General features: G+C 57.6%; 24 protein-coding genes. 15 read left to right on the top strand and 9 right to left on the bottom strand.

Annotated features, from left to right (window positions below; genetic code table 11):
* Positions 1-15 precede the first annotated feature (15 nt).
* Genes AUP74_RS14620 through AUP74_RS14610 form a run of 3 tightly spaced genes read left to right on the top strand, consistent with a single transcriptional unit; the run spans position 16 to position 3,743 of the window.
* Positions 16-1,416 carry a phenylacetate--CoA ligase family protein gene (locus tag AUP74_RS14620; RefSeq protein ID WP_069948193.1) on the top strand — a complete coding sequence of 467 codons (1,401 nt, stop codon included), beginning with the start codon at positions 16-18 and terminating at the stop codon, positions 1,414-1,416.
* Between the two features lie 37 nt (positions 1,417-1,453).
* Positions 1,454-2,839 (top strand): amidase, encoded by a 1,386-nt coding sequence (locus AUP74_RS14615; RefSeq protein ID WP_083261020.1) that lies wholly within the window; start codon positions 1,454-1,456, stop codon positions 2,837-2,839.
* Between the two features lie 28 nt (positions 2,840-2,867).
* Entirely contained in the window at positions 2,868-3,743 is an 876-nt protein-coding gene (locus AUP74_RS14610) for an enoyl-CoA hydratase/isomerase family protein (protein WP_145924411.1), read from the top strand.
* A 59-nt stretch (positions 3,744-3,802) separates the two neighbouring features.
* On the opposite strand, the gene AUP74_RS14605 is transcribed toward AUP74_RS14610, so the two are convergent.
* From AUP74_RS14605 to AUP74_RS14590, 4 genes are all read right to left on the bottom strand, one after another.
* A complete protein-coding gene (locus tag AUP74_RS14605; RefSeq protein ID WP_069948191.1) occupies positions 3,803-4,198 on the bottom strand; it encodes a hypothetical protein in 396 nt (131 codons plus the stop codon).
* A 38-nt stretch (positions 4,199-4,236) separates the two neighbouring features.
* The gene (locus AUP74_RS14600; protein ID WP_069948190.1) at positions 4,237-5,424 is read right to left on the bottom strand and encodes a class I SAM-dependent methyltransferase; all 1,188 of its coding nucleotides are present in this window, start codon (positions 5,422-5,424) and stop codon (positions 4,237-4,239) included.
* Between the two features lie 134 nt (positions 5,425-5,558).
* Entirely contained in the window at positions 5,559-6,248 is a 690-nt protein-coding gene (locus AUP74_RS14595) for a Crp/Fnr family transcriptional regulator (RefSeq protein WP_069948189.1), read from the bottom strand.
* Between the two features lie 72 nt (positions 6,249-6,320).
* Entirely contained in the window at positions 6,321-7,532 is a 1,212-nt protein-coding gene (locus AUP74_RS14590; RefSeq protein ID WP_069948188.1) for a CaiB/BaiF CoA transferase family protein, read from the bottom strand.
* Positions 7,533-7,667: 135 nt separating this feature from the next.
* Here AUP74_RS14590 and AUP74_RS14585 point away from each other — a divergent pair, with 135 nt between their 5' ends.
* Positions 7,668-8,621 (top strand): hydroxymethylglutaryl-CoA lyase, encoded by a 954-nt coding sequence (locus AUP74_RS14585; protein WP_069948936.1) that lies wholly within the window; start codon positions 7,668-7,670, stop codon positions 8,619-8,621.
* Between the two features lie 115 nt (positions 8,622-8,736).
* Here the strand turns inward: AUP74_RS14585 and AUP74_RS14580 are convergent, their stop codons facing one another.
* The 4 genes from AUP74_RS14580 to AUP74_RS14565 form a co-directional block, all read right to left on the bottom strand.
* Positions 8,737-9,267: a flavin reductase family protein gene (locus tag AUP74_RS14580; RefSeq protein WP_083261018.1), complete on the bottom strand. Its 531-nt coding sequence runs from the start codon at positions 9,265-9,267 to the stop codon at positions 8,737-8,739.
* Entirely contained in the window at positions 9,257-10,228 is a 972-nt protein-coding gene (locus AUP74_RS14575; protein WP_069948187.1) for a hypothetical protein, read from the bottom strand. Before AUP74_RS14575 ends, AUP74_RS14580 begins: the two co-directional genes overlap by 11 nt.
* Before the next feature lie 112 nt (positions 10,229-10,340).
* Positions 10,341-11,789: an FAD-dependent oxidoreductase gene (locus tag AUP74_RS14570; RefSeq protein ID WP_069948186.1), complete on the bottom strand. Its 1,449-nt coding sequence runs from the start codon at positions 11,787-11,789 to the stop codon at positions 10,341-10,343.
* Between the two features lie 156 nt (positions 11,790-11,945).
* Positions 11,946-12,578 carry a hypothetical protein gene (locus tag AUP74_RS14565; protein ID WP_069948185.1) on the bottom strand — a complete coding sequence of 211 codons (633 nt, stop codon included), beginning with the start codon at positions 12,576-12,578 and terminating at the stop codon, positions 11,946-11,948.
* A gap of 120 nt (positions 12,579-12,698) precedes the next feature.
* Here AUP74_RS14565 and AUP74_RS14560 point away from each other — a divergent pair, with 120 nt between their 5' ends.
* The 3 genes from AUP74_RS14560 (at position 12,699) to AUP74_RS14550 (ending at position 15,123) form a co-directional block, all read left to right on the top strand.
* Positions 12,699-13,505 (top strand): SDR family NAD(P)-dependent oxidoreductase, encoded by an 807-nt coding sequence (locus AUP74_RS14560; protein ID WP_069948184.1) that lies wholly within the window; start codon positions 12,699-12,701, stop codon positions 13,503-13,505.
* 115 nt (positions 13,506-13,620) lie between these two features.
* Positions 13,621-14,370: an alpha/beta hydrolase gene (locus AUP74_RS14555; protein WP_069948183.1), complete on the top strand. Its 750-nt coding sequence runs from the start codon at positions 13,621-13,623 to the stop codon at positions 14,368-14,370.
* 72 nt (positions 14,371-14,442) lie between these two features.
* Positions 14,443-15,123, top strand: a complete 681-nt coding sequence (locus tag AUP74_RS14550; RefSeq protein ID WP_069948182.1) for a hypothetical protein — start codon at positions 14,443-14,445, stop codon at positions 15,121-15,123.
* Between the two features lie 98 nt (positions 15,124-15,221).
* Here the strand turns inward: AUP74_RS14550 and AUP74_RS14545 are convergent, their stop codons facing one another.
* Positions 15,222-16,550: an MFS transporter gene (locus AUP74_RS14545; RefSeq protein ID WP_069948181.1), complete on the bottom strand. Its 1,329-nt coding sequence runs from the start codon at positions 16,548-16,550 to the stop codon at positions 15,222-15,224.
* A 211-nt stretch (positions 16,551-16,761) separates the two neighbouring features.
* On the opposite strand from AUP74_RS14545, the gene AUP74_RS14540 reads away from it, so the two are divergent.
* The 8 genes from AUP74_RS14540 to AUP74_RS14505 all read left to right on the top strand — a co-directional run bounded on the left by AUP74_RS14540 (position 16,762) and on the right by AUP74_RS14505 (position 25,778).
* Positions 16,762-18,474: a nitrilase-related carbon-nitrogen hydrolase gene (locus tag AUP74_RS14540; RefSeq protein ID WP_069948180.1), complete on the top strand. Its 1,713-nt coding sequence runs from the start codon at positions 16,762-16,764 to the stop codon at positions 18,472-18,474.
* 108 nt (positions 18,475-18,582) lie between these two features.
* Positions 18,583-19,329, top strand: a complete 747-nt coding sequence (locus AUP74_RS14535) for a hypothetical protein (RefSeq protein ID WP_069948179.1) — start codon at positions 18,583-18,585, stop codon at positions 19,327-19,329.
* Positions 19,330-19,386: 57 nt separating this feature from the next.
* Positions 19,387-20,670, top strand: coding sequence for an acyl-CoA dehydrogenase family protein (locus AUP74_RS14530; protein WP_069948178.1), 1,284 nt, complete (start codon positions 19,387-19,389; stop codon positions 20,668-20,670).
* Positions 20,671-20,681: 11 nt separating this feature from the next.
* Positions 20,682-22,124, top strand: a complete 1,443-nt coding sequence (locus AUP74_RS14525) for an aldehyde dehydrogenase family protein (protein WP_069948177.1) — start codon at positions 20,682-20,684, stop codon at positions 22,122-22,124.
* Positions 22,088-22,942 carry an alpha/beta fold hydrolase gene (locus AUP74_RS14520; protein WP_083261017.1) on the top strand — a complete coding sequence of 285 codons (855 nt, stop codon included), beginning with the start codon at positions 22,088-22,090 and terminating at the stop codon, positions 22,940-22,942. Before AUP74_RS14525 ends, AUP74_RS14520 begins: the two co-directional genes overlap by 37 nt.
* Positions 22,943-22,989: 47 nt before the next feature.
* Positions 22,990-23,592 carry an isochorismatase family protein gene (locus AUP74_RS14515; protein WP_069948175.1) on the top strand — a complete coding sequence of 201 codons (603 nt, stop codon included), beginning with the start codon at positions 22,990-22,992 and terminating at the stop codon, positions 23,590-23,592.
* A gap of 65 nt (positions 23,593-23,657) precedes the next feature.
* Positions 23,658-24,872: an FAD-dependent oxidoreductase gene (locus AUP74_RS14510; protein ID WP_069948174.1), complete on the top strand. Its 1,215-nt coding sequence runs from the start codon at positions 23,658-23,660 to the stop codon at positions 24,870-24,872.
* 72 nt (positions 24,873-24,944) lie between these two features.
* Positions 24,945-25,778, top strand: coding sequence for a maleate cis-trans isomerase family protein (locus AUP74_RS14505; RefSeq protein WP_083261016.1), 834 nt, complete (start codon positions 24,945-24,947; stop codon positions 25,776-25,778).
* The last annotated feature ends 20 nt before the right edge of the window (positions 25,779-25,798 follow it).

Raw genomic sequence — 25,798 nt, 5'->3', positions numbered from 1 at the left:
AAGAGTGCGGTTTCCATGCCATACCCAAGCTATTTCGAGAGTTTTGATGTGCACCAGGCCCTGGCGGACTACCCGCTTGGCGATGGTTTTCTGGAGGCTTATGCGGGCATGTCCCGGGATGCATTGCGCGAGCTGCAAAATCAGCGCTTTCTCAAGTTGATGGTCCGCGGCTGGCAAATCCCGTTTTACCAGCGCCTGTGGGGCGCAGCGGGAATCGAGCCCGGGGATATCAGGAGTCTGGATGACATCGAGAAACTACCGGTGTTTTCCAAGTCCGACATCATGGAGAGTGTGGAGCAATGTCCACCGATTGGTGACTTCAGCGGACTGGAGGGGCTCGCCCCTGAAGAGCGGCCTCCGGTGGTCTTTCACACTACGAGCGGTACTACGGGCAGACCACAGCCAATCATCTTCGGACCGCGCGGGCGAGAGATCCAGGCCATGCTGGTGGCGCGGGCTTACCGCTTTATGGGACTCAAACCCGGGGCGACGGTCCAGTCCACCTATGGGCATGGCATGATCAATGGAGGACATTACATTCGCGAGGCAGTGACTCGTTATACCAATGCAATGTTTCTGTCGGCAGGCACAGGGCTCGAGACACGATCTGCCCAGCAAGTGCAGCTGATGCACGACTTTGGCGTCAATGTCCTGGTGGGGTTTGCCGATTACATTAAAAAACTTGCCAGTGTGGCTGAAGAATGTGGTTTGGTCCCGGGAGAGGATTTACGGGTCGACATGATCATCGGCCATCTGGGGCAGGAAACGCGCGCGGCACTCAGTGATGCCTGGGGCGGCGCCGCCCTGTACGACTGGTATGGCGTCGCGGATACCGGCTGCATAGCTGCCGAGGGGCCGGATCAGGAAGGGCTCTATGTGTGGGAGGACGCTCACTACCTGGAGTTGCTGGACGTGGACAGCGGCAAGCCGGTGAGTAGCGGAGAGACGGGCAATATGGTCGTCACCTGCCTGTACAAGGACGACATTTATCCGGTAATCCGCTTCAATACCTGTGATATCACTGCGGAGATTCCGGGAGCAAATCCATTCCATTTACCGTTCCGGCGTATTCGCGGCTTTCTGGGGCGCTCGGATAATATGGTCAAGCTGCGCGGCATCAACGTTTATCCCCATGGGATAGGCGGGATGCTGGCAGAAATGGACTGTTTTACCGGCGAATATGTCTGTATTGCCGAGCGCGATGACACTGGCCGAGAGACGCTCACGATCATGGTCGAGGTGACCGCTCCGGTGGCGGAACATCCGCAGATCACAGCGCAGAGCTGTGCTCTACTGAAACGCAAGCTGGGGCTGGAGGTGGGAGTGGAACTTGTCTGGCCCGGCGAAACCGCTCAGTGGACGGAGCTGGAACGGCGCCAGAAGCCATTGCGTCTGATCGATCGGCGTTTCGGCTAAGACTGCGGAAGTCCCGGACCGGGCCAGGGAGCTGACAATGCTGCATAAATCACTACCCAGTGCACTTTTACAGGAAGATGCTAATGCGTTAGCAGCGCGACTTCGGCGGGGGGAATTGACCAGTGAAAAACTGACGGCGACAACCCTGGCGGCAATCGAGGACACCAATAGCACAATCAATGCCTATACCTTTGTCGATGTGGCAGGAGCTCTGGCGGCGGCCCGCGCCTCGGACAGGCGCCGCCGGGAAGGGCGGCCGCTGTCAAAACTGGATGGGCTGACCATCGCGGTAAAAGACAATATCGATGTCGCTGCCATGCCGACCTCTAATGGACTCGGGTACCACGATGACATTCCCACCCCTGATGCGGATGCGCCTGTTGTCGCCAGGTTGCGCAGTGCCGGCCTGGTTATTCTGGGCAAACTGAATATGCATGAGATTGCTCTTGGGGCGACCAATGATAATCCCCACTGGGGGCGTTGCGAGAACCCATTGCGTGTGGGCTATACGCCAGGAGGCTCCAGCGGAGGATCCGCTGCGGCCGTGGCGGCCGGGCTCTGCGCACTGGCTCTTGGCACCGACACGATGGGTTCCGTGCGAATTCCTGCCAGCTATTGCGGTGTCTCCGGACTGAAACCGGGCCGAAACCAAGTCAACGCTGCAGGCGTCACCCGCCTGTGCCGACAGCTCGACACTGTGGGCCCACTGGCGCGTTCGAGCCGGGATCTCAGGGATCTGTGGCCAATGCTTCGCGGCAACGAGGTGACCGAAACTACAGAGCCTCTTACTGAGTGCAATATGCCCGCACCGTCATTGGCGTCCATTCGTTGGGGGCTGATTGATCGCTGCGATGAAGTCGGTGCTGATCAGGAAATTGCGTTTTTTTTCCGGAACTTTACCGAGTCCCTGCCTGGGGCAATCAAGGCGCGTCGGGATTTCTCCATTGTTGATTTTTCTACGGTGCGTCGGGCCGGCCTGCTTCTTTGTGAGGCCGAGGCCAATGTCACCTTCGTGAGCGAGCTGCGGGCACAGCCGGATCTGTTTTCACCCGAGCTACGCCGTTTGCTGCAGTGGGGGGCTGAGCGCACTGCACCGGATCTGGTACGCGCAATGGACATTGTGGAGCAGGCCGGATCCTGGTTGAAGCTTCAGCTTGAGGATGTCGACTTCCTGCTCACGCCCACCACATTGCAAACGGCGTTTCCTTTCGCTGACAAGGTGCCTGTCAACCAGGCCAACTTGACCAGTTGTGTCAATATGGCAGGGCTGGCTGCCGCCAGTATTCCGCTTGGAGTCGCGGATGATGGCCTGCCATTTGGACTGCAGATCATCGCCCGGGCCGGTGACGAAGAGCGACTGCTGAGTACCTGTGTCGCGCTCGAGGAATGGATTCACAGTAATGTTGCTCTTGTGACGGTGTGATCAATTCACTAATTGGTGGAGACTGGGTGTGACAACCGAGCTACGCGAGAAAAAACCTGTGAAAGAACAGTCTGGCTCTGGTTCTGACGATGCGGCCGTGCGCTTGCAAACTGATGGGCCGCTGGCACGTGTCACCATCGATAATCCCTCTCAACGTAATGCCATGACAGTGAGCATGTGGGAGAGCTTGTCCGAGCTCCTCGATCGTATTGCGGCTGATAGCGATATCAGGGCGTTGGTAGTCACGGGTGCTGGCGATCGGGCGTTCTGCGCAGGGGCAAGTATCGATGACCTGACTGTGGCAATGGATGATCCGGCGGAGATGCGTCGACAGAACGCCCTGATACGCGATGTTCAAATGAAGCTGCAACGGTTGCCGCGCCCGACACTGGCTGTCGTTCGCGGTGCCTGTTATGGCGGCGGTTGCGGTCTGGCACTGGCCTGTGATATCCGGCTGGCGGAAACTTCGGCGACTTTTGCCATCACCCCGGCAAAGCTGGGCATTCTGTACAGCCTGCCCGATACCAAACGGTTGATAAATGCGGTTGGGGCGGCCAATGCGAGAGATATGTTGTTGACCGGGCTGCCCGTGACCGCAGCTCGCGCGCAGCAGATCGGATTGATTCAACATCTGGCAGATACGCCGCTACTGCAGCAGAAGGAGCAAGAGTTGGTCGAGAGCCTGGTGAACAACTCCCAGTACTCTCTGCGCTGGAGCAAAGCGACTGTGGAATTCCTTGCTGGCGTTGAATGTGCAACAGGAGAGGATGGAAAGGCAGCGGAAAATGCACTGCTGCAAGCGTTCGACGAAGCGTTCGATGGGCGTGATTTTCGCGAAGGCAGCTCGGCCTTCCGTGAGCGCCGCAAGCCTTTCTTCCGCTGGCCTGAGGATGGAGAAGACTAGACTGGCGGAAGTTGCTGTGAAGGGAAAGAAGAGGGCAGTATGGCCCCGCCTTTTTCAGGTCAAGTGCTTGCCAGCTCGTCAATAAGCTCTTCGAGCTCAGTCGTGGCGCTGACATTTTCTTCCCGCGCTTGCCGCCGTGCCTGGCGGTCTTCATCAAACTGTTCGATCTCCTGTTGGACAACGCGCAGAATCCGGGCGATAAAGTCCTGATGCCAGAGTCCCCGTTCCCGGGCCGCATCGCTGTCCGGTTCGTAGTTTTCTATTGCTTCCCGCTCTAGCAGGCCTCGCGCCGCCAATAATCGCTCGAGAGTGTCTACCCGCTCGCGGGTGACAGCCAGTTCTCCGGCCAAGGCCATTAGAATCGCCATCAGGCGGTCTGTGTCAGCCTCCTTGAAATAGGAGGGGCGCTTGCCGCGGGCTTTGTTGCCCGCCATGGTGATCGGGTCCAGCGTCATGATCTCGCTCCGAATAACTGGTTGATCGCGGTTTCAGGTCACTTGCTGGCAATATAAGCGTGCCAGGCCGGTTTACGCCCGTAGTCCTCATTGTCTGTCGCCGCTTTGGCGGCGCTGGGAAACAGCGTCTCATCGACCACGGCAAACAGCCCCTGGGTAGTGATTTTTTCCCGCTCGAAGCCGGCCTGCTCCATGGCCTCGAACAGATCCAGGTCGTGCAGGGTGCCCCAGAAGGGTTCGTTGTTGTTGCGGGTATCCCAGTCACGCATGAATTGTTCGTAGAGCGGCATGTCAGGGCTGAATTGTGGCTGTTCGATATGCACCACCTTGCCACCATCAGCCAGCAAGCGGTGGGTTTCCGCAAGGATGCGCGGCAGGGCGCGACTGGATGTTTCGTGCAGAAACATACAGGTAATGATCAAATCAAAACTGCCGTCCTCGGCATTAATAGACTCAGCGTTTTCCTGTCGGAAAGTGATGTTATCCACGCCCAGTGATTTTGCTCGGGCATTGGCATAACGCAGCACTGGCGGGGCGACGTCAATGGCAAGGATTTCGGTATCGGGGAAAGCCTGTGCCAGCGGCACGATGTTGTGCCCAACGGTACAGCCGATGTCGAGAATGCGGCGTGGCCGGAAACCGGATTCCGCCTCGTCACGCAGCCACTTGGCAAGTGCCTGGCCGCCACCATCACTGTAGCGGCCAAGCATGCCGGCAGTGGTGACAAAAATCCCGCTGTCGTAATTGGCTCCCGCCGCGATATCGTCTTCACAGTATTCGGTGTGATAGCCCCCGGGCATACAGTGAATATCCACAGCGCTGATATAGCGGGGAATTTCCACAGCGCTATCCAGCTGCAAAGTCTCACTGTCCTGATTCAGTTGGCGGGCTTTTTCTACCAGTTCGGGTAGTTGCCGGAAGACCATGGCGCGACTATTTTGCTGTCGCATCTCCATGGTGTTGCGGCGCATGCTACTCCAAAACTGATACATGGGTTCGCGCTTGAGTAATTCACCCACTTCGCGCCGGTTTGTTGGCGTAGCACCGCGTTCAACACGATAATCATAAGCCTTGCGCACACCGGGTAGCACCTGGGAAGCCAGGTGAATATTGAGATTGGTCAGGAAGTTGAAACGTGCCACGTCGTCATGGCGGGCTTCTGGAAAGACGCCGTGACGCCCGACTACGTTCCAGGAGGGCGGCACCTGCCGATCTGCATCTGCCATGGGAAACTCCGCAACTTGCGAGGATTTTCCCGTAGTCTAGCGATGTGCTTGAGGTTGCCCATGACAATTGTCAACTTGGGCGGGTCGCATGGCCAGCTCTGCAGATGGCAGCTTGGCCGGGAGGAATTCCGGTGTCAGTTCACGCTGGCCAGCTCTTCCAGCACACTGCGGTCGAGAACGCGAATGCGGTGAGCGCTTACGATTTCGATCAGCTGCATGGTTTTAAGGCGGGCAAAGGCGCGGCTGACAGTTTCGATCGTGAGGCCCAGATAATCGGCAATATCCTGACGGCTCATAATCAGTTCAATATCGGCATTTTGCGTGCCGCATTGACGGCGGCTGATCTGGGCGAGCAGGAAGCACAGGCGCTCGTGGGCCTTTTTCTGTCCCAGTGCGAAGAGTTGGTCGAGAGTCTGTGCCAGTACATTGCCGCCGATCTGACGAGCATTCGTCTTCAGCGTGGAGAAGCGGTCCACCAGGGTGAGGAAATCGCGACGGGGGAAAACCTGCAGTTCAGTCTCACGCAGGGCCACGACGCTGTATTCATATTCTTCGGTGTTGGTAAATCCGATGTAGTCACCGGAATAAGAGAACGCGATAACCTGGCGGCGGCCTGAGCGGGACAGCCGCTCAATCATCAGGGTTCCGGAAACGACCACGTACACATTTTGCGCAGCACTATGCTGCTCGATCAGTTTGTCGCCTGCGGACAAGCGTTTGCGCTGACAAATGGCCGTCAGTTCCGCCAGTTCCTCATTGCCAAGGCCGCGAAATAGCTTGGAGTGGAAAAATGTCTCCGGTGGTTTCAGCACGGGGCTGTTCACAGTCCTCTGCCCTCAGAATTGATCTTCCAGCAGCCTAAACGCAAAGTTCTGTCCTGTCTACGTTGCGGAAAGTCAGCTAGTGGACTCCGGCTGCCGGCTGCCCTTCAGTACCCCGTGCTCAATGAGGGCATCGATCCGCGCCTCACTCAATCCCAGTGACTGCGCCACTTCCACGCTATGCTCACCTGCTGCGGGCAGATCGCGGCGAACACCGGGACGCTGGCCATCGAATTCCACAGGCAATGCAGGCAGGCTGATGCGCTGGCCATCTTCAAGGGTGACCTTCACCAAACCACCAGCGGCGTTCAGGTGTGGATCATCGAAGAGGTCGGCGGGCTTGTTGATGGGGGCAAAGGGGATGCCGGCACGGTCGAGCCGCGCCATCATCTCGGCTTTCGGCAAGCTGGCAAACAGTGCTTTGATACGCGGCAACAGGCGGTCCCGAGCGGCCACTCGCCCGGCGTTACTGGCCAAAGCGGGGTCTGCGGCCAGATCATCGAGATTAAATTCGCTGCAGAAGGCGCGCCAGAGGGTATCACTCACAACACCAACAAAAACCCGCTCACCCTCGGCACTATGGAAGATATCGTATACCGACCAGGCGCTGCGTCGTACCGACATGGGGGGCGGCTCCTCGCCGGAAACCGCCTGCTGCGCCATATGCTGTCCCACCAGGTAGGCCGTGGTTTCAAACAGGGAACTGGTCACTTGCTGGCCGTGCCCAGTGGAGTGGCGCTGCTGCAGGGCGGCGAGAATGGCGATGACGCCGAACATGCCGCCGGTGATGTCCACCACTGAAGTTCCTGCGCGCAAGGGGCGATCGGGGAGGCCGGTCATATAGGCAAGTCCCCCCATCATTTGGGTGACTTCGTCCAACGCCGTGCGATGCTCGTAAGGACCGCTGAGAAACCCTTTTAGTGAGCAGTAGATCAGACGAGGGTTGCGAGCGCTCAGCTCTCCATAACCGAGCCCCAGTCGATCCATTGCCCCGTGGCGGAAATTCTCGATGACCACATCCGCGTCGTCCACCAGGCGCAGGGCGACATCCTTGCCCTCGGTAGATTTAAGGTCCAGCGCCAGACTGCGCTTGTTGCGGTTATACATGGCAAAGTAACCCGCGCCGGAGCCCTGCAGACGCCGGGTGTTGTCACCCTGGCAGGGCTCAACCTTGGTGACGTCCGCGCCCAGGTCGGCGAGGATCCCCCCAGCTGCAGGCCCCATCACCATGTGGGTAAATTCGACCACTTTGATACCGGCTAGCGGCAAGACTTCCTGATGCGCCATGGAGGCTCTCCAGTTTCCAGCGTAGGTTTACGTCGCTGCTGAAGAATATGATATAATAATATAACAATAGATCAAGAGTCTGTCCGGAAATGGCAGGTGGCGTTGCGGTAAGTGTAATTGGGGGGCGACAAGACATTGAGCGATAAGCAAATTGAAATCAGTGAAGTAGGGCCGCGTGACGGCCTTCAGAGTATTGCCAGCATCATGGCGACAGAGGACAAGAAGCGCTGGATTGCAGCTTTGGCTGCAGCGGGTATCCGGGAAATCGAGGTCGGCTCCTTTGTCCCGGCCAAAATTTTGCCGCAACTGGCCGATACTGCCGAGATCGTTCGCTATGCCAGAACGATACCGGGGCTGACTGTGGCGGTGCTGGTGCCCAACCTGCGCGGTGCACAGGATGCATTGGCCGCGGGCGCGCACAAGCTGACCATTCCTCTCTCGGTGAGTGAGACCCATAGCCTGAAGAACCTGCGCAGGACACACCCGCAGGTTCTGGAAGAAGTGCGCGGGATCCGCGCCTTGCTGGAACAAATGCCCGCAGATCAGCGGCCAAGCTTCGAGGGGAGCCTCTCGACATGTTTCGGGTGCACACTCGAGGGCCCGGTCTCTGAAGACGCTGTATTGCGTCTGGGGGAAGCCCTGCTTGCGGCAGGGTGTGATGAAGTGGGACTGTCTGATACCACTGGTTATGCGAACCCGGTACAGGTCCGCAGGCTGATTCGTCGTGTCTGGGAAAATCTGGGACGCGATGCGCTACACGGAGTCCATTTACACAACACTCGTGGCCAGGGATTGGCGAATGTGCTCGCCGCGATAGAAGAGGGGATTACTACCGTAGACTCGTCCATGGGCGGGATTGGTGGTTGTCCTTTTGCTCCCGGGGCGAGTGGCAATATCGTCACCGAGGACCTGGTCTTCCTGCTCGAGGCGATGGGATATCCAACCGGTATAAATTTCCCTCGGCTGATGCAAGCCCGTGAAATCCTTTCCAATGCACTGCCTGAGGAACCGCTTTACGGTTTTATACCCGATGCTGGGCTACCGAAAGGGTTCCAGTACGCGACGAGCGAACGCCGGGCACTGGCCTGAGCGAGAAAACTGTTTCGCAAGGGAGCCTGACAAGGGCTCCCTTTTTTGTATGCGGGTAATAAAAAGGCCGGCAGGATCACTGCCGGCGAAGTATGACAGAGTTGGGATGTGGAATTCAGGCAATACGGGCGTAATGACCGCGGTGGAATATCAATGGTGAGCGATCCTGGGTGTGCATGGTGTCTACGCGGCCGACCATGATGAGGTGATCACCACCCTCATGGCGGGCTGTCAGTGTGCACTGGAGGCGGGCACAGTATTCATGCAGCAGCGGCACCCCATGTTCACTGAAGTGATGATCCAGGCTGGAAAACTTTTCTACACCGCGGCGGGCGAACAGGCTGGAGAGCGCCTCCTGTTCCTGGCTCAGCACATGAATGGCGAAATGTTCGCAGTGGTTGAATGCCTCGAAGCAACCCGTTTTCTTGTCGATACACCAGAGAATCAGGGGTGGTTCAAGAGAAACGGTGTTAAAGCTGCTTACTGTCATCCCCACAGCCTCACCGGTCTCACTGCCGGTGGTGACAATGGTGACTCCGGTTGCGAATTGACCGAACACCTGACGCAATTGCAGGGGTTCGACAGTATGCTGGTGTTCTGCAATATGGGGAATGGCCGGAGCCAGTAGTCCTGCTTCAATCGACATGGTTTGCTCCCAGTTTCAGGTCACCCTGTTCCCAGCGCAGTACGCCGAAGGTGGTATATTTTTCTTTCTGTGACTGCATAAACTGCCAGGCGCAGACCAGGGTGTAGTCCTCATCCACCTGCGTTTCCCGCGACCACAGCTTGAAAGCCTCGCCGTATACATGTCGTACGGAATAGAGATAGCGTCCGTATGACATGCCATTGCCGTACATATCCGGGCCATGGTATTGATGGTGGTTGCCATTGCGGGTACGCATGGCTTTCCAGCTGGCATTCACTACGCCGCTCACTTCGATGGTCTGTTCCGAGTGCAGCAGGTTGAGGGGGTTGTGGTGAATGACAACATCGTTATGGCCCACCAGTTCCTGCTGGTCGTTATACACCTCAAAGCGCCCGGAGAATCTGCCAGCATGTTTTACCGGTAGGTTGAACGGGCGTTTACCATCTGATTTTTCTTTCTCCAGAAATGCATCAACGCGCTTCTGGGTGGTGGAATTGGTTTGGTGGTCATGGGTGACGACGTAGAGCCCATTGAAAACCCCCACCAGCGTATCGGCCTCAAATAGCTGAGACGAGTAGACCTGGATTCCCAGTTCGGGCACCACATGGTTCATGGTCCGCAGGTTGACGTTCCAGCCGGGAGAAAAGTAGTTGGAATCCACCAGCAGGCCATATGGGCGGCCACTGCCGAAAAAGTCAGGGCCGGTATAAATCCGGTCCATGTCGGAGTCGATTACACCAAAGCGGAAGGGCGAGCCAATTTCGAAGCGATCATTCAGTGGACCTGTCGCATCAAAGCGGGTATTCATCCAGTAAGTGGTGCGACCGTTTTCAAACTCGCTGGCGCGGCTGACTTTGTTGTAGCCCACGTGCGTGCCATCGGCTTCGAACAGTGAGGGCAGGCCGTGCCACTCACCTTCGATGGCTTGTTGCCAGTTACTGGGTTTCTTGTCGTTGCTCATATTTCTGCTACCGGTTCTGCGTGACTGCGACGCACCATGGCCGGGTTCGGGCCTGGTTCGGTCACTCTTCGGGTCATCCTAATCTACGTGTGGGGTTGCGCCTTGGCAAAAATCAATTCTGCATGATTGGTGGCGCCTGTTCGCTGAGCTCAGCCGACTGGCTGCAGGCATCACCGACCAGAGCGAAGCCAAGCAACTGCCGGTCGCCGTCAGTAAAACGGGCCGCCACACCTTTGTCGTCATCGCGATCATATTGCCATTGCCCTTCCGTGCCGGGCGGCGGTGCGGATACGGTGACCGGGCACAGTGTTGTTTTGATGCTGACAGGCATATTGTCGTAAGTCACCTGTGTCGGTGTTCCGGTGAGGGTAAGCGCCAGGGCGCGGGCGCCGGCCAGCAGGGGTGCGACATAGCACAGATTGTGGCCGTCGACTTCAGCGCAGTCTCCCAGGGCGTAGATGTGCTCGCTTCCGGTGGCAAGATAGCGATCGGTGACTATCCCCCGGTTTACCGGGATTCCGTTCGTCTGTGCAAGCGTGATCCGTGGACGCACCCCGATAGCGCTGATTACCCGGTCAACCTGAAGTTGTGTGCCGTTGTCCAGAACGGCCTGAATACCGCCGCTACAGTAATCGAGGGAGATGACCGTCGTACCAAGATGGAACTGCACGCCGGCTTCGCTGAGCGATTTCTCGACCAGTCTGGAGGCATTGTCCGGCAGGAGACTGCCCAGTGCGTGTGTCTGGGGGTCTATTACATGCACCTGGAATCCAGACTGAATCAGGTCATTGGCATACTCGCAGCCGATCAGTCCTCCGCCAATCACCAGTACAGACTTGGTCCCGGCGGCGGCCGTGTAAAATCGCTGAAAGTCCTGAAGATCATTGATACGGAAAGCGCATCCCGCAGCATCGCCCCCAACTGCCACTTCCACTGGTTCCGCGCCCAGTGCCAGTACCAGCTTGTCGTAATGCAGGCGCTGGCTCTGTAGGCCGGCCTTGAGGGTCAGGCAACGGCTTGCTGAATCGATGGCCGTGACCTGGGTAAAGGTCAGTATCTGTGCCCGGAGACTCAATGCCATTTCCCGCGCACTGTTACTGACGAGCTGCTCGGGGGTCCGTACCTTGTGAAACGCCATACTAAGCTGGGGTTTGTGGTAACTATCGCCATTGTCGGCAGAGATGATCACCAGCGGGGTGCGCTGGTCGAGCTTGCGCAGTTCTTTTGCCAGGTGGTAGCCGGCCAGGCCGGTACCGACAATCACCACCGGGTCGCGAGTGTGGTCGATGTGCTCGAAAGCGGCTTCCGCTTCGGCAGGAGCTTCAGGGGTGGGGCTGCTTGCAATTTTCTCCTGCTCGCCCGAGCCCGCTGCATCCGCCGCAGCATGGCAAACCCGGATCATCTCGAAATCTTCTTTGCCCACACCGCATTCCGGGCACTGCCAGTCACTGGGAATATCTTCCCAGCGAGTCCCTGGGGCAATGCCGTCTTCGGGTGCACCCTTGGATTCGTCGTACACCCAGCCGCAAACCAGGCACTCCCAGACTCGATACTCCTGCATTCGTAACTTCCCAATCGTTATTGTTTTTGTCGGCCAACAGAGGCCTACCGCCACGGACTATGTCCGCAGCATAAGAAGGTGTTTTTCCTCAGTGGATGATAATTGTCAAGCGATGAAGGAAAAGCTGGCGAAGAGAGGGGGCGGGTAACCTGATGGTTACCCGAGGTGAGCCCAGATAGAGGAACGGAACGGGGTTTCGTGAACAGGCCCGTCGCTGCCACGTGGATCGAGTTCGTGGCGCCGGTCACAGGTCGGGGAGAGGCGCACGCCGCGAGCGGTCAGCGTACGGGTGGCGACCCCATCCCGGTAGAGAACCGTATGCCGCACCCGCTGCCCGGGTGCTGTCAGCATGATGAAGTCGGGCTCCATATACACCTTGCAGGCCGTATTCAGGCGCAGGGCGTTGAAAGTCAGAATGCCTACCCCTCCAGACACACCGATATTTTCATAGGCCCCAGGGCCCAGCGGGTCAAACACCAGCAGATTATCGCGCAACTGGCCGGTAAAGGTTTTGGCGGTTGGTGTGCGGCCGCGAAAGTGGACGTTGGTGAGTTGCAGCCTGTGGCCGTCAAAGTCCAGATAGACCAGGTTGTCAAAAGGGCTGGGGCCAGGCGTTCCACTGCCTGCGGCGGTATCGTCTTCCAGCGGCCGGCCGTCCAGGTGAAACAGCTCCACCTGATCGTGCCAGGTACCGCGCATCAGCATCAGGTTGTAACCCACCGAGCCGATCGGGAAGGTGGGGTAGCTGGTTTCTGCGGGAGTGTTGATGTCGGGCAAACTCTTTGACATATCGTGACGATCTTGAATTAAATATGTTATTGATATAACAATAGCTCAAAATGTTGGCGGCGACCAGAGCTGTTACCGGTGCGTTGAAACAGGGTGCGTGTAAAAAGCGGGGGTGGATCCATGAAGACGGTAGTGATAACAGGCAGTACGCGCGGTATAGGGCGAGGACTTGCGGAAAACTTCCTGGCGAGCGGGTGTCGGGTGATTATCAGTGCCCGGTCCCAAAGCAAGGTTGATGAGGCGGTTCGGGAGCTGCGATCAATTCACGGCGACAATGCGGTGGCAGGGATTGCCTGCGACATCACATCTGAGCAGGACCTCGAGGGCCTGTGGGCATTTGCTAGCAGTGCCGGTCCGGTGGATATCTGGATCAACAACGCCGGCATGAGCATTGTCCGCAAGCCCCTTGCCGAGCAATTCGCCGCAGACCTGCGCCGTATCGTGGATACCAATCTCACCGGCCTGCTTTTGGCCTGCAAGGTCGCGTTGGCCGGCATGCAAAAACAGGGGGCTGGGCAAATCTGGAACATGGAGGGGTTTGGCAGCACCGGCCAGACCAATGCCGGCATGGCCGCCTATGGCGCGACCAAGCGTGCGCTCAATTACCTAACCGCCGCGTTACAGAAGGAAGTGAAAGGGACCGCTGTGCAGGTCAATACGCTGAGCCCCGGGATCGTGGTGACGGACCTGCTGGTGGGCGACTACGATTTTTCATCGCCTGAATGGCAGAAAACCCGAAAAATTCTCAATATCCTCGGCGACACCGTCGAGACGGTCACCCCATATCTGGTGCAGGGAATGCTGAGTGCAAAAAAATCAGGCACCAGGGTGGCATGGCTTACCGGGCGCAAGGCCTTTTGGCGCTTCCTTACGGCCGGCTTCAACAAACGGGATTTATTTTCGAACTATGAATCCCGTACTGCCTGAATGGTCCCTTCAGGCTGTTTGTGTCCCGGGGTCTGTTTGTGGGGCGAAATTGCTGTGCGTTTAGGGCTTTTAAAGTCATAGGCTTTGTCTACAAAAACTCACCAGGGAGAGAGACATGTTCAAAACCAACTTTGCGCGGAATATAGGCCTTCTCGCTTTCATCTTTTGTTTCCACGCGCTCGCTTTTGCCGATGCCCAGTCCGAAGTGGACGCCGCAATGACCTCTTCATCCACGGTCAAAGTGTTCCAGAAGCGCGACTGGACCGGGGTTTCCCTGTTTTTCGGTTTCGAGCCAGCCCAGCCGGTCTCTTCCCGGGGGCTGATTATTTATCCGGGCGGATTTGTGGATCCTCGCGCTTATGCCCCGCTCGCCCGTCACTTTGCCGATCTCGGGTACTATGCCGCTGTGGTAACGCCGCCCTTTAATCTGGGAATCCTCGGCACTCACTACGCTGATTATGTGAAGCACTACTGGAGGGATGAGGTAAACGGCTGGGTGATTGGTGGCCACTCATTGGGTGGTGTCGTTGCGGCTGACTATGTCAACGTCAACCGCGCTTCCTGGGATCGGGTCGATGCACTCTTCCTTCTGGCAGCCTATTCCAATGACCTGACGTACCTGACGACGCTTGATATTCCTGTGGTCTCCATCTGGGGAGGTGTCGATGGTTTAACCACCGAGCAGGATATTGAGGACAGCAAGGCGCGACTACCGTCCCATACAAAATACGTCCGTATCGAGGGTGGTAACCACACTCAGTTTTACTACACGGACACCCTGCAGGATGGTGACAACCCGGCACAGATTTCCCGGGATCAGCAACAGGCTATTGTTGAGCAGGAAATCGGGGTGCTGCTCAACTGAGATCACTGCCATATCGGCGCCTTGCGGACTCTGATCGGGTCGCAGGGCGCTTATTTTTTATGAGGCAAGCACATGCTCAGCCCTATTTTTGCCGCGCTGGCACTTTGTCATCTCGGACTGTTCCTGTGGAGCCTGCGGCTGCCGCCGTCCGGCTTTCCTCTCCTGTTCTTGCGTTGCCTGGTACTGGCATTGGCTTTTGACAACCTGGTGGTTGCTCTGGGTCCATCACTGCACACATCCGCGATCTATTGGCCAATGAGCACACTGCGTTTCTGGGTGCATGCCATGTTATTACCTTTTTTACTGGTCTTTGTTGCCAGTGTTCTGGGTCTTTATATTAGGCGTGCGCAGACGCGCTCGTGGTTATTCGGCACGGCATGGATTCTTGCGTTGCTCGCTGTGGTCTACGGTTACCTCTATGACCTGGCTACCCTGGAGCTGGTAGCGGCAGATTACTACCCCCGCCTTGTGGCTGCGGACAGCCAGCCTCCTATTGCCACTATCCTGGTCAACCTGGTTGTGGTGGTTGCCGGCGGTTGGTTGTGGCGCAGGGCAAACTGGCCCTGGCTTTTTGCTGGTGCCTTGCAGATATTTTTAGTCAATGGCGCTACTGCCGGCCGCGACTGGAGCTTCATTGCGGGTAATACAGCGGAGCTTCTCTTTGTGATCAGCCTCTTCGCTACCCTTAGAGCTGCCATCCAGGCGAGGAATGCCGCACTGGCCGGGGAGCGGGCTGCTTTTCAATTGTCCTAAGGTCCGGTGACTGTAAGCAGGGCAGTTCTGGATTCAATTTAGGCTACAAAAAAAGCCCGCTTCAGCGGGCTTTTTTTATTTTGCTGAGCAGGTCTCTCTTACGCCGCTACGTCACCAACCAACTGGCTCTGCGAACTGGTTCGTGTTGTACGTCTTTCAAGGACGATGGCCCAAATCAGCACTAACAGCGCGACTCCACTGAAGAATACAAACGGTCCGGAGGCCCGCCATGCATCGAATAGATATCCCCCGATCACACTGGCCACCAGAATGCCGACCGCACCGGACAGGGTGAAGAAGCCGATGACGGCACCGCGATGAGATGGCGGAGCTTGCTGGGCGACCAGTACACCGCTGGTGATGATACAGCCGATCTCACCGAGACCAATCAGCGCTGCGCAAATGATCATCCCGGTAGCGAACGGGTCATGAATAAAAAACGTCGAACCGTAGCCGACCGCTGAGACGAGCAGGGCGATGCTGAGGGCGCGCACACGGGTGATTTTGTCAGCCAGGATGCCAAACAGCGGTGCGGCTAGCAGTGCGCAACCCTGCGCGATACCGACGATCATGCCGGCCCGCGCCAGTGCGTCCGCACGGCTCATCCCCATTTCCGTGGTGCCGTAATTGGTTACCCAGAGGGTAAAGAAGGTCCCCACAATCATCAGGTTGCCGCGTGCCACAAAGGAGGCTCCATAGGCCAGCGCTATGAGGGGGTCCCGCGCTGCGTGAAGGCCATTTCTAGTGATGCTCAGCAGGCTTTCGCTGTGTTCCCCTTTTGTACGCGCACCGGGCTTCAGCCCAATCAGCATCAGAACGCCGGTGATGAAGGAGATGGCGGCGACGAGACTGTAGGTCTGGATGCCGGCTTCGTGGGCTGTGGCGCCGCCCTTTTGCAGGATGGCTGGAAGTTGCAGTAGCAGGAAAACACAGATCATGGCGCCGATGCCGTTCATCACGCCCTGCAGCCCGGTGGCACGCCCGCGGCTCTCATCCTGCACATAGTCGGCAATCAGCGCCACGATGGTGGTGGTAACCGCCGCGAGGCCAACAGCATAGGCAAGACGCACCATCAGTAATTCCGTGATGTCCCGGGCATGGGGGTAGAGCGCGATCCCGGCAGACATCACCAGGAAGCCGAAGCCGGTAATAGGGCGGCGGCCAAAACGATCCGAGAGTGGGCCAAATATGGCCACGGCGATGATGATGGCGATTTCCGCCCAGAAGTTCAGCAGTCCGCTGACCATCCCATGCCGCTCCGGGGCGATGCCGAGAAATTCTGTAAGCAGGAAGGGTTGGCTCTGAGGAATGAAGGAGGCGAACATGATGGTCGCCAGACAGGCGAAATAGAAGGTCAGAACGTTGGTGCCGGATACGTCATCCGCAAGACGCAGGCCGAGAATCCGGCGTGCCTGTTGATTGGCCATAGTGACGCCTCTCTGATGGGGTATAAAGGTGGCTGACTTGTACTGTCGGGGTCCTATTTCCCCTTACGCCCCAGCATCATATTTGGATTATTGTTAAAAAGATATAATGATAGTAGTTTATAACAAATCGTAGTGGCCCAGTCGTAACTGTGGCTTTCACTGGCTTTCCCCCGACCGGCGGGGACCTTGCTGTCCGGGAGGCAGATCACCCATGAACAATAAAACCATCCGAGTGGCGGCGGCACAATTCCATGTGGGCACCGACGTGGAGGAAAATCTGGGCACGGTGTTGCGCATGCTGGACCAGGCCGCCGAGGTGCGGCCTGATCTGGTGGTGCTGCCGGAGTTCTGTAATCACCTGTCCTGGTACGACAGCCAGGAGCACTGCGCCGAGGTATCAGTCACCCTCGATGGCGCCTTCCTGCAGGCAGTAGCAGAGAAAGCACGTGCGCTGGGAATCCATGTTGTCGTCAATTGCACGGTGCGTCGAGATGACGGCACCATCACCGGCTCAAGCTTGATGTACTCGCCCGAGGGGCAGCTGATTGCCGACAACACCAAGCAGATCTATATCGGTCACGAAAATGACTTTCTCGAGTCGGCGCGAGAGCCGGGGCCGGTAGTGGACACACCTCTGGGCCGCATCGGGCTCTATGCCTGTATGGACGGTGTGATCAACGAGCCGCCGCGCACTTTGGCACTTCGTGGCGCCGAGCTGCTATGCAACAGTCTCAACTCTTTTGCTGGCGATGAAGGATCGCTTCATGTGCCGGTGCGTGCGCCTGAAAATCATGTGTTTATTGTTGCCGCCAATAAGGTCGGGCCCCTGGTGCCGGAAGCCCTGCTGGTACCTGTGAGTGAAGCCACTGGCATACCGCAGAAATTCCTCTGTGGGGCGGGCGAGAGCCAGGTCGTTGCACCGGATGGCACTGTGCTGGCCTGCGCGTCTACCGATCGAGAGGAGGTAGTCTACGCCGACATCCAGCCAGGGCTGGCGAACGACAAGCGCCGCGGCGATGGTACCGATATCTTTGCCAGTCGCCGCCCGGAACTTTACCAGCCAATAGCCGCAGATCCGGCGACACAGTCATATCCGCAATGGTGTGGTGCTGAAAGTGTGGCTGCCACTGTTGTCGATCCGTTGACGCACGGTCGGGATGGGTTGCGCGCTGCGGTTTCTCTGGTGCGGGAAGCAGTAGTCGCTGGCGCCCAGCTGGTAGCCGTGCCGCCGCTTCTCAGTGCAGAAGCCATTGCTGCGGATCTGCCCGCAGCACTCGACTTCTCGGGTGAGATAGTGGAGTCACTGCGTCAGTGTTGTGCCGGCGATGGAGTCGTTACCACGGCGCTGCCAATGCGCTGCGATGACGGGCAGCTCCGCTATTGCGCGGTGGTGGTGGGGGAGACCGGTGTCTTGTTCTGCCAGGGACAGGTGCACCCCAGTGAGCGCTTTGCCTGGTCGATACCGGCAGTGGGGTTCGAGTCCCTGGAATTGCCCTTCGGCCGTATCGCGGCGATCACGTCGGATGACAGTATCTATCCGGAAACTTTCCGTTTGCTGGCGCTGGCTGGTGTGGATACCGCGGTGGTACCTCTGGAGCCGCAGGAGGCCTGGGAGCTGCGAACCGGGCTTCTGGAGCGCTCGGCGGAAAACCGCATTAACCTGCTGGCAGCCGCTATCAGTTCGCCACTGGGGCAGGGTTTTGCGACCGCCCTGCAGCGGGATTTCACCGTAATGACACCATGGAAAGAGCGCCCCTTCGACGGCCTCCTCAGTCAGCCCGAGCTTTATCGACTGGTGGCAGGCACACAATCGCTCGCCGTCACCATTCACCCGGCGGCTGCCGGAAATAAGGAAGTCTCCCGAAACACCGACCTGGTTGCCAGTCGCCCCTGGAAGTTGTGTGGCGCAATTACCAGCCAATAAGTGCGGGGTAAAATGCGCGGTGCCTTATTGAGAATTATCAATGTGGCACCGCGGTGACTTGCCCACAATCCTTAACCAACAACATCGAAAAGAAGCCCGGAGTCACCTATGAGCGCAGCTTCACTTCCTGAGGCCCTGGCACAGAAAACCCGCGACCGAATCATTGCAACTCTCGGGCTCACGGAAATCCCCGGTGACGATGGCGGTCCGTACATGACGCTCGAAAGTCATGTGCCGATGGCGCAGGGGAAAGTTGGTGAAGTTCGTGTCTTTTCCGGTGGGGCACTGCAGCAGCTGGTCACCTGTGCGATCGTGGTGCCGCAGATTGGCCTCGATTCCCATATGTTATTTGCGTTCACTCCTGACGAGAGCGCAGTGCCACACTTCACGTTGGATTCGGTTGGTGCCGGCGGCCACTGCGCATTCCACCTCGATCTGGTTCCCCGTCTCGACCTCGGGGCCAACCTGGCCTACATGGATGAGGTCTATACGCCCCTGACAGACGCCTGCAAAGCTGGACGTGCAATGGAAGGATTAAGCGAGGCACAACTGGATATTCGCCAGTTGGCGGTGATGTCGCCATGGATGCTTGTACATCGCACCACCATGGATGCGTTCAAGGCACTCGATGGGACTGTCAACGCATACCTGGAACACTGGTTTTCCGTGCTGGAAAAAGGGGTAAGTGACAAGGCACTTGAGGCGGTCGACAGTGCTGCGCTGGCAGAGCGAGATCGCCGCAATCGCGAGATTATTTTTGACCCGGATGTCGACAAGGTCTGGAATCAGATCGGTGGGCTGATTGGTAGCGAGAGTAGTGAAGCACTGCGTGCCCTGCTGAAAAACAATACCTAAGAAATTTCTGGCTTTGCCAGATTGATTAAACAGGATGAAAACGGGTAGGGAATAAAAATGAAGCTCACCGGTGAAATACTGCTCGAGGATATGAACCAGGCCGAGCGCGCCCGCGCGGAAGTTGTGGAGTCGGTTCTGCCGGCGGTGCGGGAAGCTGCGCGCGAGGTGGATGCCAGCGCCCAGTTTCATATGCCCCATGTGCGCCAGTTCAGTGAGGCCGGCTTGCTCGGGCTGATCATACCCACGGAATACGGTGGTCTCGGTGGTGGTCTCAGAGATCTGGCGGCGGCCTGCTTCGCTTTGGGCTCCGCCTGTCCCTCGACCTCGCTCGCGTTCTTTTTCCATTGCAGTGCCGCCTCGCGCGGGTTGCTGGCGATGGAGGCGCTTGAGGCAGGACTCTTTTCTGAGGAGGAGGCCCGGCAAGTGCGGCAATTTGCCGAGCGGGTGCTTTACGGCATGGGACGTGATGGTTTCTGGTTCGCGAACTTTGCCAGTGAATCGGTGAAATCGGAAAAAGCCGCCGTCACCATCAGTACCGAGGCTCGCAAGGTCGATGGCGGTTACCTTCTGAATGGCGTCAAGTCGTTCGGCACTGGCACAGGGGTTGCGGACAAGTATTTGGTGACCGCCAGCCTCGATGGATATGACACTGCGGAAGGGCTATGCACCTTCTTCGTCGATCGCGATGGCGATGGCGTGCGCCCGCGGGCACCGTGGGATGCCATCGGTATGCGCGGTACCAGCTCCGGTGGCATCGTGCTGGAGAATTACTTTGTTCCGGACGAAATGTCCCTCGCGATCCCTGGCGCGTTCACCCGTTGCATGCAGATGAGCCGAGGCAGCTTTGTCGGCAATCAGATGGCTGCAGTATGTGGCTACGCCGGTGCCGCACACACTGCCTACCAGAATGTCCTGAAACACCTCACAGAGAAAAAGTTTGCGGACACCGGGAAACCCATTGGCACAGCTCCTTATCAGCAGGAGCTCATCGGCAAGATGATGGTCGACTTGCAGACGTCGATTTTGTGGCTGCGGAGGCAGCTGCAGCTGGAAACCAGTGAGCCTCCGATTGCCTCCAAGCACGAAGTGGTCAAACAGTGGCGGTTGTGCAAGGGCGTTGTGGCCGAGTGTGGTTTCAGTATTGCCGCCAATGCCCTCAAGGCCAGCGGCACCTCAGGCACCATGGGTGATCCGGCGCGCTATCTGCGTGAGCTGACCATGGGCATCGTTCAGGCCTTCCCGGCCGAGCGCGGTCGGTTAATGGCTGCGCAGATGGAGGTTGAGGGCGCCGAGCAGAGCCTGTTCGGTGTCGGGGAAAAGGCAGCGGAACAACAGACCTGAGTGAGACTGGAATGCAGAACCGCAATATGCTCATCGGTGGAGAGGCTGTGCCCGCAGCCAGTGGGAGCTACTTCGAAGTAACGGCTCCGGCCACCGGTAGTCTTCTGGCGCAAGTCCCCCGCGCTGGCGCCACAGACGTTGATCATGCGGTGCGGGCAGCTTCCATTGGCTTCGACGCCTGGTACCGTTTGCGTCCCGCCGAGCGTGAAGCTGTGCTGTTACGCGCTGCGGAGCTTGTGGCTAACGAGGGACAGACGCGCTTTCTGGATACGCTGATTGACGAGAGCGGCTCCACAATCACCAAGGCACGGGGAGAAATTGCTTACACCGTAGACCTGCTGCGCACCGCCGCCGGCGAAGCGCGACGGCTATATGGTGAGACATTCCCGAACGACGATCCCCACCGTATGTCCATGGTCATCCGTGAACCACTGGGTGTGGTGGGCGTGGTATCACCCTATAACGCGCCTCTGTCCTTGCTGACCAAGATGTGTGCTTTCCCGTTGGCCGCGGGCAACAGCCTGGTGATCAAGCCGTCAGAGGAAACTCCCCTGACGGCACTGGCTTTCGGCCGCCTGTTGCTGGACGCGGGCGTCCCGTCAGAGGCGATCAATGTAGTGACGGGGTATGGCTCCGAATGTGGTGCGGAATTGATCAATCACCCCGCTGTACGCTGCATTGCACTGACCGGCTCTACCAATACCGGAATCGCAGTAGGGCAGGCTGGTCTGAGCAGGATGCGGCGCATGCAGTTGGAGCTCGGCGGCAAGAGTGCACTGCTGGTCCTGAAGGATGCAGATCCCAAGCAGGCTGCCAAAATCGCAGCGCAGGGAATATTCACCCACAGCGGGCAAATCTGTATGGCCAATTCCCGCATCGTGGTAGAGCGGGATATTTATCCATCGTTTATCGATGCGCTCAAGGCAGAGGCTGAGGGCCTTTATCTTGGAGATCTGCGGGATGAGCGAACCGTATATGGCCCCCTGATCAACAGCCGCGCAGTAGAGAAAGTGCTCGAGCATGTTCGCGAGGCTGTCGCGGCCGGTGCGGAAATTCTGACTGGGGGTGAAGTCCTGAACGGATTGGTCGTCAAGCCGACCATTTTGCTGGATCCGCCTCGCGATAGCCTCGCCTGGCGAGAGGAGAGTTTTGGTCCGGTCGCCAGCGTGGTCGCTGTAGATGACCTCGAAGAGGCAATCGCTGTTGCCAACGACAGTGATTACGGACTATCAGCGGCAGTCATGACCAATAATATCCAGTGGGGTCTGCATGCCGCACGCAGGATCGCCTCCGGCGCGGTGCATATCGGTATGCATACCTTCCAGAGCAATGCGCTGGCCCCCATTGGTGGCGTAGGGCTCTCGGGAATGGGGCGCAGCGGAGGGCATTACAGCACTGAGGAATTCACTGAGGTGAAATGGATCAGTGTCGATGTGGGGAGCTTGCCACGTTGACGGACGGTAAGCCGGGAGTTATCCGCAAGGGTTACCTGACCCACGACAGCGGTCAACTGCATTACCGCTGTTGTGGAGACGAGAGCCTGCCGTTGCTGATCTTGTTACATCAGACCCCCAGTTCCTCCGCCATGTATCTGCGCCTGATGCCATTACTGGCGCCACACTTTTTTGTGTTGGCGGTGGACACACCTGGATTTGGCAACAGTGATCCGCTACCAGCGGATGTCTCTATTGCCACCTTCGCCGAGGTTATTTTCAAGGCGGTAAGCCGAACGTTCGATCGCCCTGTGCTGGTGTTTGGTCATCACACCGGAGCTGCTATCGCAGTCCAGTTGGCGTTTGACCAACCGGAGTTTGTGCGTGCCCTGGCGCTGAGCGGCCCTACGCTGCTGACTGAGGCCCAAAAGGAGGCTCTGCCATCCGCTGCGCAGGCAGTAAGCCTCGATGAGAAAGGGTCACACTGGCAGGAGATGTGGCAGCGCTTGAGAGCCAAAGATCCGGAGGCGGACCTGGCGCTGACCCTGCGAGAGACACTGCTGGCATTTACCTGCGGTGACTATTACGAGGCCTCCTACCGGGCGGTGGCGGAGCAGGATGTTGCCCGGCAGATGGCGACCATCCAGTGTCCGACGTTGGTATTTGCCGGCGGTCGGGATTTATTGCGATCGGCTGTGGTTCCCTCTGTGCGCTTGCTCCCGCAGGGCCGGGAGGCGGCGTTGCCGGAAGAGGCGGGAACCTACGTATGCGATCGTCAGCCCGATGCGGTAGCCGATCTTCTGCGGCAATTTTTTCTCGAAATTGTCGAGGCTGGCTGATCAGTCGATCTGGACATTGTCCGAACTCTCAAAAGGGGGATTAATCCGTGGATCTGCAGAGGAACAGCCTGGGACTCGGCAATCGGCCCGCGTTGCTACTGGTGGATATGATCGTTGGCTTTACCAGCAGCCGCTGCCCACTCGGTACCGACTGCCCCGATGTTGTGAAAGCCAATCGCGTGTTACTCGATCGCTTTCGTTCTCTGGCCCTGCCAGTGGTGTTTACCACAGTGGTGTATCACCACGAAAGTGAAGCCCCGGTGTTCCGCAACCGCATCAAGCACCTGAACCTGCTCACGCCAGACTCTGAATGGGTACAGGTGGACCCGCGGTTATCGCCGCGACAGGGCGAACCAGTGATCGGCAAACAGTGGGCGAGCAGTTTTCATCGGACGAACCTGGATGACTGGCTGAAAGAGCAGGGTGTGGATTCGCTCGTCGTCACCGGACTGACGACCAGTGGCTGTGTTCGGGCAACTGTGGTCGACGGCCTGCAGTACGACTATCCGGTAGTTGTACCTCGGGAAGCTGTGGGTGATCGCAACCCTGAGGCGCACAAGGCCAACTTGTTCGATATGCATGCGAAGTATGCCGATGTTATGTCGTTGACAGAAACAATGGACCTTTTGCCCTCATGCCAGACGGCATGATCAGGGCCATGTCTGGCTGTTGAGCCCGGTGCTAGAAAACAAACAATAAAGATTGGCGAGTGGTTATGTCTATTGAGCATCCCGTAATTATTGCCGGTGCAGGCCCCAGCGGCTGTGTGTTGGCATTGTCCCTGGCAAAGCAGGGAATTCCTGTGCGACTGCTAGAAAAATGTGACAGTCTCCCTATTGATCTGCGTGCGTCCACTTTTCATCCGCCGTCGCTGGAAATGATCGCAAACCTGGATGAGGGCGTTATTGCAAGAATGCTCGAGCGGGGCCTGCGGGCGGATCGCTATCAATACCGTGACCGCGGCACAGGGGAAGTGGCTACCTTCGACATGTCGTTGATCGCGGACCAAACACGTTTTCCTTTCCGTTTGCAGCTGGAGCAGTACGAGCTCACCCACTTTATCTGTGAAGCCCTGAGTAAATACGATTGTGCGGAGGTGCGCTTCGGTTGCGAGCTGCTCTCCTATGAGCAGGGCGAGACTGGCGTTACCGCGATTGTTGGGAGCGATTCCGGCACGGAGCGCCTGCAGGGATCTTATCTTGTTGGCGCCGAAGGTGCCCGTAGCGTGGTGCGAAAACAATCCGATATCGGCTACATGGGTTTCACCTACGATGAGAAATTCCTGGTGGTCAGCACCAGCTTTCCCTTCGAAGAAGTATTCGAAGACTTCTCCTATGTGAATTATGTGTCAGACCCCGAAGAGTGGTGCGTGATCCTGCGTACCGACAAACTCTGGCGGGTTCTGGTTCCTGTATTCCCCACCAGTGAGGAAGAGGAAGCTTTTTACCTGTCAGACGAATTCGTGCAGTCGCGGTTGAAGCGTCTTTATCCACGTGACACCGACTACGACATCCATCACCGCAGTATTTATGCCGTCAACCAGCGTGTCGCAGAGACCTATTACCGCGGACGGGTACTGTTGGTAGGGGATGCCTGCCACATCAACAACCCCCTGGGGGGCATGGGAATGAATGGTGGTCTGCATGATGCCTTCAATCTCGCGGAAAAATTACAGCGAGTGCTTCTTGCAGGCGCAGATCCAGAGGCCTCATTTTCCCTCTACGATCGCCAGCGTCGTGAACTTGCTGTGCAATTTGTCCAACGCCACACAATAGAGAACAAGAAGCTGATGGAGGCGCGCGATCCGGATGTGCAGCGCAAGCGGCAGCAGATGTTGATGGAAACTGCAGCGGATCCAGAGCTGGCAAGAGCCTTCCTGCTCGAGAGGTCGATGATCAACTGTGTGCGCGAGAGCCTGACTGTGCCGTAGCTACTGATAGCTTCTGGTTGAAAATGGAATTAATAGTTGCGCGGTCATGCTGCCGTGCCCGGAGAGACACCAATGACTTTTCCTACTGAGATCGACCTTTCCAAAACCCGTGAACGTTCACAGGTTACCAATGGTCACCGAGACAACTATATCGGGCACCGTGCAAAGATCGGTGTCGTGATCCCCTCGACCAATACCTCGGTGGAATATGACTGCCAGCGCATACTACCGCGAGGCGTTACCTGGCACACCACTCGCTTCATGATCGATCACCCGGATCTCAGCGATGATGCAAATTTCATGCGATTCCTGGAGAGACTGCGTGAAACTATCGGCGGTTCGATCGAGAGTCTGATGACCTGCAAACCCGACCACGTGATGATGGGCATGTCAGCCGAGACCTTCTGGGGTGGAATCCAGGGTAACGACGGTTTTGTGGATCGGATCCAGCAGATGGTGGGGGAAGATACCGGCCTGACTACCGGTGCCAATGCGGTGATCGCTGCCCTCGAGGCGCTGGGAGTACCGGAAGGCTCTGGTAAGACACTCTCGATTCTCACCCCATATCAGCCGGTGGGGGACAAAAATGTGCGTCTCTTCTTTGAGGACGCCGGTTACAACATCAAGCATCTGGTGGGCCTGCGGTGTGCAAATGCCCACGATGCGATCGCACTCGTACCTGAGCCACAAGTGCTTGATATCGTACGCGAAATCGATGGAGACGATGTGGATGCGATCGTCCAGGTGGGCACCAATCTCTCGACTCTGGGCGTTTTTCCGGCCATGGAAAAAATGCTGCAGAAGCCTGTGCTGCCCATCAATGTGGCAACCTGTTGGCATGCGCTGCGCAGCTGTGGTGTTCGCGATCAATTTGACAATATGGGCTGGCTGCTGGAAGAGCACTGAGCAATTCACTGATCGCCCGG

This window comes from Microbulbifer aggregans (assembly GCF_001750105.1).
In the GTDB taxonomy this organism is placed as follows: Bacteria; Pseudomonadota; Gammaproteobacteria; order Pseudomonadales; family Cellvibrionaceae; genus Microbulbifer; species Microbulbifer aggregans.
The sequence above is the reverse complement of the archived record's forward strand: the minus strand, read 5'-3'. Positions and strand labels throughout refer to the sequence as shown.